Here is a 12,469-nt window from a genome sequence, read left to right as displayed (position 1 = left end):
AATTTTGGATTGGAGTAATACTAATCTCTCCGTAAACATTCCAAGCTAAAGAATAAGTATCCTTTTCGCCGTTCATTTGAGCGCCCGTAATCTCTAATCCCAAAGAAGGCTCTAAATAAAGCGAAACTATATCCGAACTTGCGCTTAATCCCAAAGCTGGCATTAACTGTAATTGCCAAGCTGTTTTATCAAAGCTATTAACTCCATACTGGGAATAACCTGCATTTGCTATTTCTTCACTAATATTAGCTCCCTTACTTGATTCAATAATATTAAAATCAAGTTCACTCGCAGGAAGATTTTTATTTAATCCCGTGTTGTAAACGATTTTAACGAATGGCTCGAGTTCCACATCTTCAACCATAGCGCCGAAATAAAGTCTGAAATCGAATCCCAAAGTTTCGTATTTGCTTTTAGCGTCTCCGTTTTTAGCGCTATTGTATCCGTAGTTTAAGTATAATCTCACTTGAGTCAATATATCCATTCCTGTGTAATATCTGAATTCGGAATTAAGCTTTATGGCGGTTAAATTTTGTTTAGTTCCGTCTGCTAATTTATCGTTTACAATTCCGATTTGAATAGGAATAGCCATTCTAAAAGCGTTATCCAAAGCGTTCAAAACCAAAACGGGAGTATGTCCTATTGCCACAACTGTTTTAGGATTTGCGTTTCCGTTATATTTTGAAAATTTTTGTCCAATGCTTAAAGTATAACCAAAGCCCACGCTTATTAAAGAAGAAGTATAACCTATTCCAAACGAAGTATTGGGAATAAAATCATACCAATCTGGATTTGCATTTTGCGAAATTAAAGCTCCGAAAGGTTCTCCCGTTCCGTTATCGAATCCGAAAGTTCCTCTTATCGTATCGTTTCCTAAAACGAAGCCTAAAGTTTCAAGTCTCGCTTTAAATTGATTTCCGTCCGTAAGAAAGTCAATCCAATCGCTGTCGACTCCATACATACCGAAAACTTGCGCGCTTGCCATAGAAATTAAAGCTATAGCAGTCAAAATTGTTTTTCTAAATATTTTTTGCATTGTTATTATCCTTCGCCAAATTTGGCATTTTAAATTTTTGTTTTTTATTTTTTCAAACAACTTCTATCTTAAACCAATATTTATTTATTCTTCATTAATTATTAAACTTTTATTTTATTTAACTTTATCTCATAGCTTTCCTCCTTTCTTTAATAATTAATTTTTAAATAATTAAGTTAATATAGTTAGTCTATTAAACTTAATTGTTCGTATATTCTAACATATTTAATAAAATAATGCAAGTTCATATAAGTATATATGACTAAATTGTTGCAATATGAAGTTTTGCACGTCAGTCGTTCTCTTTGCACTTTATTTGGATTTATATTTACTTACTAATTATAAAATATTCTTGTTCTTTTTTTCTATTGAGAAAAAGAACCATACTTATAATAGTGGAGAATAATCAAAAAGCAATTTCTTTTTGTCAAAAATGAATATATTAATTATTTATAATATTATATACTTTTCTATTATTCAATTATTTTTTCCAACTTTTTTTAATAACTTTATAAGTTCTTCGGTTTCATTATCAGTTAAAGGATTTAATTTTTCTAAAAATTTAACATGCATTGGGAAAATTTCTTCTATAACTTTTTTACCAGATTTTGTTAAATATATTTCTACAAATCTTTTATCAAACGAATTTTCTTTTTTATCTATCAACCCTCTTTTTATTAACTTATCTACGGTATATGTCGTTGTTGAATTAGACAATAATATTTTATCGGACAATTCTTGAACATTAACGGATATTTGTTTACTATGCAAATGTTGTAATACTGCAAATTCGCTAATCGATAAACCTAAAGATTTGGCGTTAGATTTGAGTCTTTTAGTATATGAATTATAAGCTTTTGCAAAAACAACAAATAATTTTACGCTATCGTTCATTTATAAGATACTACCATTTATTATATTATTTGTTCAAATTATAAAATTAAACCAATTTTAAAATTAGTATAATTAAATTTTAAAATATTGTCAATATAATATGGTAATATTTATATGCGCCATAAATTTATAATATATGTTTTGATAGATTCAAATTTTATAAACTCAAACCTATCAAAACTCATATATTTTTGAATTTATTTCTTAAGATTCAATACTTCTCGAGCTTCATCCGGAGTTGCAACTTCCATACCTAATTCATGTATAATACGAACGACTCTTTCAACCATTTCAGCATTACTTTTAAGTAGTCTACCAGGCGCGTAGAAAATATTATCTTCCATTCCAACTCGAGCGCCGCCTCCTTTCAATATCGTCATTACCGTGCCGGGAACATGATTTTTTGCTCCGATACAAATACTACTAAAGTTAACGAAACGGTCTTTTGGAAGTTTCTTAATCATAAAATCTAAATTTTCTTCCGAGAATGAAATAGCGCCTTGACTTATCCTGTCCATACCCATAACAAAAGATAACGATACAGGATTATCTAATACACCTTCAGGTTCTAAAATATTGAATACATCCTCTATGGTTTCTGGGTTGAAGCATTCTATTTCGGGCTTTATACCCATTTCCTTCATCATTTTTGCATACTTAATAAGAAACGGACGATACCATTCGTAGACAAATGTTCTATCTCCCCAACTTGTTCCTATAAGAGAACAGTCTAAAGAACACATTTCAGGTTTAAACAAATCGGAATCGTAAAGCAACTTCATACCGTCTTCCGCATTTGTGCCGGGTATATTAGCTGGAGCGGTAGAATATTGAATAATCACATTACACTTTGCCTTTATACCAGAACCTATTTCGCTATATACTTTAGAGTCATTCGTAGATACTCCATTTTTATCGCGAGCATGAATGTGAATTATAGACGCTCCTGCATTATAGCAATTATAAGCAGAATCCGCTATCTCTTTTGGCGTAAGAGGTATATTAGGATTTGCTTCTTTACCATGAAAAGCTCCCGTTTGAGCTACCGTGATTATAATTTTTCTTTGTGACATTATATTTTCCTCCATAAATTTTTATTTTTTTTATATTTTTTTAATTAATTTTTTTATTGAATATTAGAAACATCCCAATTAAATAATCTCCAATGTTATCATAAATAACTCCTTTTATATTTAAGATTCTTTCATTGCTTCTTCAAAATAACGAGCGTCCATCGTCTTTACATCTTTTGGTATAACGAGTTGCGCTTCGGTATTATTTTGAATTTCTTCCAATGTATAATTGGAGTTATATTCGCGGACAACAAAATGCCCGTCCTTAATATCAAATACTCCCATTTCTGTTACAACCATATTCGCTGCTCCCACGGCAGTCAAAGGAAGATTGCAATGTTTCAAAAGTTTAGGTTTTCCTTTATTAGTATGAGTAGCCGCTATTATGACTCGCTTCGCTCCAACGCAAAGGTCCATACCTCCTCCCATTCCAGCAAGCAATTTTCCTGGGACCATATAGTTTGCAATATCTCCGTTTTCGGCGACTTCCATAGTTCCCAAAACGGTAGTATGCAAATGCCCGCCTCTAATGATTCCAAAAGAGGTTGAAGTGTCGAAAAAACATGTTCCAGGAGTTAAAGACTTTGAATTGCCTTCGGAATCTACCAAGTCATCGTCATCGGTTTTGTCGGTAGCTTGAGCGTTTGTTCTCTCAATAACTTCAAAAGCGGCTTTTCCTATACTAATAACGCCATTTTCACCATGCAACCAAATATTTTTTTCTGGAGCTACGAATTGCGAAACCATAGTGGGAATGCCTACTCCAAGATTATTTAATGTTCCCGCAACAAGCTCATCCGCAACTCGAAGAGCTATAAATTTCATTATTTGTTTTTTATTCATTTCTATATTCATTGTATTTCCTCCTTTTGAACTATAGCGTTCACAAATACGGCTTGAGTATGCACATAATTTGGCGGAATATCTCCAATTTCAACTATTTTTGCAGCTTCGCATATTACATAATCAGCGGCGGTAGCCATAGAAGGAGTATGCGAACGAGCCGTTCCGTGATAGACTAAATTTCCCATTCTATCCGCTCTATTAGCGTAAATCAAAGAAACATCCGCTTTAAGAGGTTCTTGCAAAAGATATGTAACTCCTTTTACGACAACCTTCTGTTTCCCTTCTTCAACAAGCGTGCCGAGTCCCGTCTTTGTAAGCACTCCTCCCAAACCGAAACCTCCAGCTCGAATAGCCTCGACTAAAGTTCCCATAGGAATTAGTTCAACTTCTATTTCATTATTCTTATATTGTTCTTGAAATTCCCTATTTGAACTTGTAAATGCGGCTATTAATTTTTTTACTCTACGCTCATGAATGAATCTGCCGTTCCCAAAATTTGGAGTTCCTGGGTCATTGCATATAACTGTGAGGTCTTTAACGCCTTTTTTACAAATGGCGTCAATTAGAGTATGAGGAGAGCCTATTCCTCCAAATCCGCCAATCATAATCGTCATACCGTCTTTGATGGGTTCAATAGCTTTTTCTACTGACATTACTTTATCCATTTGTTTATCTCCTTAAATTTTTATTGTTTACATTGGCATTAATGCGGCGACTATGTTATAGCTTATTAACGCTACAATAATTGAAGAGATTATTACCATTAAAGAGCCGTAACGAATTACCGTTCCGCTGTCAGAATTTTCATCCGTATGAAGCATAGCTATAGGAGCAAAAGATGAAGGCAATACATAAGCCAAAGAACCGCACATTGTGGTCGTAAGAGCTATAGCAATCGGATGAACGGTATTTGTGCTTAAAGCGAGAGTGGTAGCGATAGTAGTCATAACTGTAATAGTCGTTACATTTGAAGAGAAATTTGTCATTATTGTCGTTACTAAAGCGAATATAATCACAATAACAAGAGGCGATATGCCTTCTACCATTGGGGTTAGATTTGTCGTTATAAACTCCGTAAGTCCTACTTTTTCATTAGATACCGCGCTTCCAAGAAGAACTCCTATTGATATAAAATAGATAACTCCCCAAGGGAATCCAGATTCTAAAGTTTCTCTTAAATTAACGACAGGTTCGTCATTGATACGCAATACAGCCAATACGACTACGGCAAGAAGCGCCCAAAAAGTTATAGAAAATTTATTTAAGAATGTAAGAAGTGGATGGGGGGTAAGTATAAGCCCTAAAATACCGGGCAAAATCCAAAGAATAACCGTTCCGAAGAAAATTGCTACCGTTGTCTTTTCTTTAAGGTCCATCGGTTTAAGTCCTCCAACGGCTTTTTGAATATCGAAACTTTCAAATTTGGATGTATCGGGATGCATAATAAAACGCATTACTATGCAAAGTAAAATAAACATTACTATAGCCGCAGGAATTCCAAAAGCAAGATAGTAAAACATACTAATCGGATTTCCCGTAGCTCTTTCATATATTCCCATACCCAAAATTGCAAGCGAATGCGATATAGGAGTCGCCGCTCCTCCGATATTTACGGAAAATACAGAACCCATAGTAAGCATGTTGGAGAATTTATCTTTTGGTCCATATCCTAACTCTTTAAGAATCTTTCCGCTAAATGCAAGGAAAAATGCGGTTGCAGGCACCTGGTCCATAAACATTCCCACAATCATAGAAATGCCCCAATAAGCGAATACGAATGTCCAAGGACTCTTGCTGACGAATTTACGACTCATATACCAAACCGTAAGTCTTGTCGTAAAGCCTGATTTATTCAACGCAAAAGTCAAAATAAAACTTAATACGACAAATGTGATAATCCAATTTCCTACAGAACCCGCTAAAATCTGATTTAAATTCATAACGCCAGATAAATTAAGCAGGATAAAAGATAGGAATACGGGCCAAAGCGTATCCACAATTGATAGAAGTAAAATAGTTCCTATAAATACTCCAATCGTCCTTATTCCAATAGTGGTAATCTCGCCTATAGGCGGGATAAACCAAAACACAGCTATAAATAAAAAGCAGAATATTATTTTAATTAGATGCTTTTTATCCATTTGAAAAATTTGTTTTTCCAAGATATGCCTCCTGTTCTTTTAATTTTAAATATTTTTTTATAAATTTATGAAGCAGATGAACGAATATTCCCGTAAATAACATAGAAATAATAGTTCCTATTCCTACTCCATATATTTTGCCAGCTGTTAAATAAGATAAAATAATAGAAATAACGACATAAGAAATATCGGAAGCGGTTTTAACAAATCCGATAGTCTTTCTCGTCTTTGTAGCAATATCCTTTGTGAAATAATCATAAGGTAAAGTCGGAAGCTCCGTTGAAAGCGTCAAGGCAATTCCAAACGCTAAAGTAAAAAATGCAATAATATATAAAACTATAGGATGCAATTTTTCAATAGGAATTTTGGTCCATAAAAAATTCCAAATATCTATTACGCTTCCAAAGAAACATCCCAATACAAAAGAAATTAAATACTGTTTTTTGAATCCGCATATAAAAACTAATATAACTAAAAGCAATATTTGGAAAATTATCGTTGTCATTCCAAGACTTAAAGCTGGAATAATAGAGGTTATTACAAAAGGAATAGACGAATTAGTGGATACTCCCAAATTACTTTTCACATATACGGATACCGAAAAACCGTTAATCATAATACTTACAATTAAAAGTATAATTCTTAAAGTAAGACTTTTCTTATTTTTCATTTCCATAACTTATTCTCAATATACCAAATTTATATATAATTTTAATTAATTATTAAATCATAACTAAATCAAAATGATTTATATACGAAATAGTATAATAAAATAAATGAATTTTGTCAAGCGTTTATTTAAATTTTTTTATTTATTTTTTATGTAATATATTATAAGAATTCTATTTGATTTAGAGGTAATATAGATAAAAAATTCTCGTTGCGGACGGCGGATAAAGGATGTCGAGAGGAATTGAGATTAATTATAAATAATTGACTATTTATATTTTTAGAATAAAATACTTTAATTATTTAATCAAATAAAAAATATAAAATGAAAAATATAAAAAATATAATCAAAAAAATATTTCTGTCTATAATATGCCTTTTATTAATCGGTTTGTTTGTCTCGGGGTTAATATTCGCTCCAAAAATTTACGACTTATATAAATTCTCAAAAGAATATATAAACAAACCTTTTTCAAAAGACGAATTACAAAAAAACGAAAGCAGAGTATTAAAAATTTACGACAGAAACAATATTTTGCTTGCAAATCTTTTTCCCGAATACGGAGGATTTTATAAAGAAGTTAAATATTCCGATTTGCCTCAAAATTTAATTGAAGCCGTGATAAGCGCGGAAGATAAAAATTTTTTTAGTCATAAAGGAATAGATTATAAAGCGATTTTGCGAGCTTTCGTTTCAAATCTTTTAAATAGAAAAATAGTTTCGGGCGGAAGCACGATAACTCAGCAGCTATCAAAAAGCCTTATTCATAGAGAAAGAAATTATATAAATAAATTCTACGAAGCTCTCGATTCAATACGATTAGAAAAAAATATGACTAAAGAAGAAATATTGACTGAATATCTTAATAGAATTTTTTTCGGAAATAATTGCTACGGAATTGGAGCGGCTGCGGAATTGTATTTCAAAAAAGAAGTTAAAGATTTGAATATAAACGAATCCGCAATTCTTGCCTCGATAATAAAATCGGGAACAAAATTTAATCCTTACAAATATAAAGAAAAATTGAATACAAGAAAAATATATGTTCTAAACCAAATGAAAAAAAATAATTTTATTTCCGAAGAAGATTATAATAATTCTATAAACGAAAATATAACGATTTATACAAACAGAGAAAAAAATATTTTAAAAGCTCCGCATTTTGTAATGTATATAAAAGATTCGCTCGATAAATTAAAATATTCAAATTTGATTGAAGTAAAAACTACTTTGGATTATAAATTGCAAAAAGAAGCGTCTTTGGTAATAAGCAACGCGAGTCAATCTCTTCATACTTTCAATGTCAGAAATATTTCCTGCGTAATATTAAACGCAAAAACGGGAGAAGTTCTTTCAATGATAGGCTCGATGGATTATTTCGACAGAGAAACGGACGGCTCGGTAAACGGCGCTATAGCTTTAAGACAGCCTGGAAGCGCTTTAAAACCTTTTTTATACGCGTATTTATTCGATAAAGGAGAATCGCCCGCATCCGTGATAGGAGATATTAAAACTTATATAAGCTCGCCAGGAGGAGATTATATTCCAGAAAATTTTGACAGAAAATATAGAGGACCAGTCACAATAAGAGACGCTCTCGCCAACTCTCTCAATATACCCGCTGTTAGATGGCTTTCAAAATATAGCCTTAAAGATTTTCAAAATATACTTTTAAAATCGGGGTTAAGTAGTATAGATAAGAATCCCGATTATTACGGTTATTCTTTGGTTTTGGGAAGCGCGGAAGTTCGGCTTATAGATTTGGCTTCGGCTTATACGATATTTCCAAATTCGGGAATATTTATAAATCATTATTCTACTATCTCGCTTAAAAAAGAAAACGGAGAGACATTTTATTTAGATAAAAAATCTTCCAATTATAGGAGAGTAATTTCTAAAGAAAGCGCGTATTTGATAAATAAAATATTGTCCGACAGAAACGCAAGGCAGGGTTCGTTTAGAAGCTATAGAGGATTGGTTTATCCTTTTAGCGTGGCGATTAAAACGGGAACTTCAAAAGGCTCGAGAGACGCTTGGGCTGTCGGTTATACTAAAGATTATATAGTCGGTTTGTGGCTCGGAGATTTTAAGGGAAGCGAAATGATAAATATAACGGGAGGAAACGGAGCTGTTCCGATACTTTACGATTTGTTTTCAATGCTTAATAAAACTCAAAAAGAAACTCAATGGGACAAACCGAGCGATATTGTCGAAAGAGAGATTTGTTTAATCAGCGGAAAATTAAGAGGAGAATTTTGTAAAGAAACGAGACTCGAAGAATTTTCTCTTTCAAATGTAGTTAAAGAAGAATGCGATGTTCATAATTTATATATAAAAATAAATTCGGACGGAAGCTTTGATAAAAAAGTTTTTCTTAATTTGCCGAGCGAATATAACGATTGGCTTAAAGAAATGCAAATAGAAAAGCCAAACTCCGAATGGACTATGGCAAAAAATACTTACGCTTATGATAATTATAATTTAAATCAAGCTAGTAGCATAAATAATCAAAATAGAAACGAAAGAATTTCAATAACTTCGCCAACCGATAATTCGATTTATAAAATAGATTCTACTTTGCCTTTGGAATATCAAAATATTTTTATTTCTTCTTATATTCCAAAAAATATTGAGGAAGCTAATTTATATTGCAATGAAGAGATTATCGCGAATATAGAGGAATTAAAAAACGGCGCTATTTCCTGGAATCTCAAAAAAGGCGATTATACTTTTTATATAAAAGCGATTAATTTTGAAGGAAACGAATTAAAAAGCCCGAATATAAATATATACATACAGTAAATTTTTTAATAAAGTTTATCAAATTTAAATAAACTTTTTCCGATAATTGTTAAGTGTAAATGGAGTTTATAGGAGTTTATAATGTTTAAAAAAATTATAACTATCATATTAATTATAGCTTTTTCATTGATTATGGAAGGCGCTTATAATTCAAACAGATATATGAAAGTAGTCGATGTTCAGGGAAATGTAAAACTTGAAGTGGATGTAAAAGGTTACCCGCAAGTTCAAGCGTCAAAAAAGATGATTCAAAAACCTGCAAGATTGGGGGATTTATTATTTACGAGAGACACGATTATTACGGGAACATCTTCATTAACCGCATACTTACAAAATAGAATTTTATTAAAGGTTAAAGAAAACTCTTCGTTATATTTGGACAGCACTTTTGATAAAAACGGAAATATTATATTTAGTTTGCGTAGAGGCGAGATTTTAATAGTATCGCCTATGAGCTATAAACCCGACTATATTACGGTTTATACGCCCGACAACAGCACGATAAATATATCTGGAACGGCAATAGTTTCCCACAATGGCGGGACAACGAGAGTTCAATTCTTGCATGGATATGGAAAATTAAATAACACACCCGTAGGGCAATTTACCGAAGTTAATTTAAGAGATAGAACGACAACGGATATTGTTATGGACGCTTCTTTAAGAAATAGAGTAAACGAAATATTAGGAATGCAATATATTGATAAAGTCACTCAAGTAAATATTTATAGAGATATTGCAAAATTAAATAATTCCACTACTTTTAATGTTAAGCAAATAATAGCGCCTCCAGAACTTGAATTTGAGAGATAAAGTATTGTAAACAAAATAAATTTATTCTATTTTTTATTACGCCAATAAACTAATACGGCATTATTTAAAGTCTAACTAATAGATAATTAGAGATATAAAGGTAATAAAAAAATTATAAAAACTCTTTCAATATTATGTTAATTATGATATAATAACAAAATGAAATTTGATTTTTATAATAACCCCTACCCTTCCAAAAGAAATTCTATTTTCGCTAAAAATGGAATGGTTGCCACAAGCAATATATTGGCAGCGGAGGCGGGGCTTGAAATATTGAAAAAAGGCGGAAACGCTATAGATTCCGCAATTGCTACCGCCGCGGCTTTAACCGTTGTAGAGCCTACTTCAAACGGACTCGGAGGAGACGCTTTTGCTATAGTTTATTTTGAAAATAAAATATACGCTATAAACGGAAGCGGATTTTCCCCTAAAAATTTGGATGTAGAAAAAATATTATCTCTCAATTTGGATAAAATGCCTCTTTACGGACTTATTCCAATTACGGTTGGAGGAATTCCAGCCACTTGGGCAGCTTTGAATAAAAGATTCGGAAAATTAAAATTAATCGAAGTTCTTAAACCCGCTATAAGATACGCCGAAGAAGGATTTGCCATTCAGCCGACTGTGGTGCTCGATTGGAAAGAAGCTTTTAATATATATTTGAAAGCGTCTAATAATAACTCTATAAAAGAATTTAAATATTGGTTCGATACTTTTACTTTTGACGGAAAAGTTCCGCAACTTGGAGAAATTGTCAAACTTCCCTATCATGCGAAAACTTTAAAAGAAATAGGAAAAACAAACGGCGAATGCGTTTATAGAGGAGAGATTGCCGAAAAAATAGACAGATTTATGAAAGAACATAAAGGCTATTTGTCTAAAGAAGATTTAAACGATTATTATCCCGAATGGGTAGAGCCGATAAAAACGAATTATAAAGGCTACGATATTTATGAAATTCCGCCGAACGGACATGGAATAACGGTTTTAATGGCTTTGAATATACTTGAAAATTTTGAAGAAACTAATTTGCATTTTCAAATAGAATCTTTGAAACTCGCTTTTGCCGATACAAAAAAATATGTAGCCGATATTAAATATATGAAGACTTCGATTGACGAGATGCTTTCTAAAAAATATTCTAAAAAAAGGGCTAAATTAATATCAAAAAATGCCGTATTACAACCTAAAGAGCATATTTTTTCTTCGGGCGATACGGTTTATTTGGCGAGCGCGGATAGAGACGGAAATATGGTTTCTTTTATACAAAGCAATTATACGGCGTTTGGTTCGGGGATAGTAATTCCGAAAACGGGAATAGCTTTGCATAATAGAGGAGCTAATTTTTCAATGAATAGAAACTCCGACAATTTTATAGCGCCTCGTAAAAAACCTTATCATACTATAATACCGGGATTTTTATGCAAGGATAATAAACCAATCGGAGCTTTTGGAGTTATGGGAGCTTTTATGCAGCCTCAAGGACATTTGCAAATATTAACGAATATGATAGACGAAAATTTGAATCCGCAGGCTTCGTTAGATAAACCGAGATGGCAATGGGTTGGAGATAAAACGATAGAAATAGAAAATAATTTTGATAAGAAAAAAGCTAAAGAACTTGAAAAATTAGGACATAATATTGTGAGAAAAAACGACAAAAATTATTTCGGATATTTCGGAAGAGGACAAATAATATTTAGAAACGAAAATAATATTTTATACGGAGCATGCGAACCGAGAACGGATTCGGGAATTTCCGTATTTTAAATATTTATTATTTATAAAAAATTTTATAAAGAAAAAATTAAAGGAGTAAAAAATGAGAAAATACAAATACTTTTTTATTTTAATCATTTTATTTTACAGTTTTTTAAACGCTCAAGATTTGCCGAAAAACGCATTCAATTTTATGGATTCGGTATTTCCAGATTTTAAAATAGACAATATTGCTTTAGAAAATAATATTTATAAAGTGACGCTTTTAAATGAAGCGGTTATTTCTTTTGACGGACAAGGAGATTGGGTAAAAATAGACAGTTCGTTCGAGCCTATTCCTCAAACCGTTTTTCCAAAAAAAGTTCTCGATTCTATAAGTAAAAAATTTAAAAATCCAAAAATAGTTCATGCAAATAAATACGATAAAATTTACGAAAAATAAAATGATTAAAATAAAAAAGTATTTGTATTTTCT

Annotated in this window: 11 protein-coding genes; 4 read left to right on the top strand and 7 right to left on the bottom strand. The window is 31.8% G+C overall.

Annotation, left to right across the window (positions count from 1 at the left end; genetic code table 11):
* The 7 genes from EZH24_RS02110 to EZH24_RS02080 all read right to left on the bottom strand — a co-directional run.
* The coding region (locus tag EZH24_RS02110) for a cell surface protein (protein ID WP_137997487.1) at nt 1-1,036 on the bottom strand (1,036 nt) is incomplete at its 3' end.
* Nucleotides 1,037-1,513: 477 nt separating this feature from the next.
* Nucleotides 1,514-1,930 carry a MarR family winged helix-turn-helix transcriptional regulator gene (locus EZH24_RS02105; protein WP_137997486.1) on the bottom strand — a complete coding sequence of 139 codons (417 nt, stop codon included), beginning with the start codon at nt 1,928-1,930 and terminating at the stop codon, nt 1,514-1,516.
* A gap of 197 nt (nt 1,931-2,127) precedes the next feature.
* Nucleotides 2,128-3,003, bottom strand: coding sequence for a beta-keto acid cleavage family enzyme (locus EZH24_RS02100; RefSeq protein WP_161976091.1), 876 nt, complete (start codon nt 3,001-3,003; stop codon nt 2,128-2,130).
* A gap of 120 nt (nt 3,004-3,123) precedes the next feature.
* Nucleotides 3,124-3,858 carry a CoA-transferase gene (locus tag EZH24_RS02095; protein WP_137997484.1) on the bottom strand — a complete coding sequence of 245 codons (735 nt, stop codon included), beginning with the start codon at nt 3,856-3,858 and terminating at the stop codon, nt 3,124-3,126.
* Nucleotides 3,855-4,514 carry a CoA transferase subunit A gene (locus EZH24_RS02090; RefSeq protein ID WP_137997483.1) on the bottom strand — a complete coding sequence of 220 codons (660 nt, stop codon included), beginning with the start codon at nt 4,512-4,514 and terminating at the stop codon, nt 3,855-3,857. Before EZH24_RS02090 ends, EZH24_RS02095 begins: the two co-directional genes overlap by 4 nt.
* Nucleotides 4,515-4,541: 27 nt before the next feature.
* Nucleotides 4,542-6,011 (bottom strand): SLC13 family permease, encoded by a 1,470-nt coding sequence (locus tag EZH24_RS02085; RefSeq protein ID WP_137997482.1) that lies wholly within the window; start codon nt 6,009-6,011, stop codon nt 4,542-4,544.
* Nucleotides 5,983-6,666, bottom strand: coding sequence for a YczE/YyaS/YitT family protein (locus EZH24_RS02080; protein ID WP_137997481.1), 684 nt, complete (start codon nt 6,664-6,666; stop codon nt 5,983-5,985). Before EZH24_RS02080 ends, EZH24_RS02085 begins: the two co-directional genes overlap by 29 nt.
* 318 nt (nt 6,667-6,984) lie before the next feature.
* On the opposite strand from EZH24_RS02080, the gene pbpC reads away from it, so the two are divergent.
* The 4 genes from pbpC to EZH24_RS02060 all read left to right on the top strand — a co-directional run bounded on the left by pbpC (nt 6,985) and on the right by EZH24_RS02060 (nt 12,436).
* Nucleotides 6,985-9,462, top strand: a complete 2,478-nt coding sequence (gene pbpC, locus EZH24_RS02075; RefSeq protein ID WP_419670427.1) for a penicillin-binding protein 1C — start codon at nt 6,985-6,987, stop codon at nt 9,460-9,462.
* 81 nt (nt 9,463-9,543) lie between these two features.
* Nucleotides 9,544-10,275, top strand: coding sequence for a FecR domain-containing protein (locus tag EZH24_RS02070; protein ID WP_137997480.1), 732 nt, complete (start codon nt 9,544-9,546; stop codon nt 10,273-10,275).
* Nucleotides 10,276-10,434: 159 nt separating this feature from the next.
* Nucleotides 10,435-12,045, top strand: a complete 1,611-nt coding sequence (locus EZH24_RS02065) for a gamma-glutamyltransferase family protein (RefSeq protein ID WP_137997479.1) — start codon at nt 10,435-10,437, stop codon at nt 12,043-12,045.
* Nucleotides 12,046-12,097: 52 nt separating this feature from the next.
* Nucleotides 12,098-12,436, top strand: coding sequence for a PepSY-like domain-containing protein (locus EZH24_RS02060; RefSeq protein ID WP_137997478.1), 339 nt, complete (start codon nt 12,098-12,100; stop codon nt 12,434-12,436).
* Nucleotides 12,437-12,469 lie beyond the last annotated feature (33 nt).

This window comes from Brachyspira catarrhinii (genome assembly GCF_005518285.1).
GTDB classification, from domain to species: domain Bacteria; phylum Spirochaetota; class Brachyspiria; order Brachyspirales; family Brachyspiraceae; genus Brachyspira; species Brachyspira catarrhinii.
This window is presented reverse-complemented; position numbering and strand designations above follow the sequence as displayed.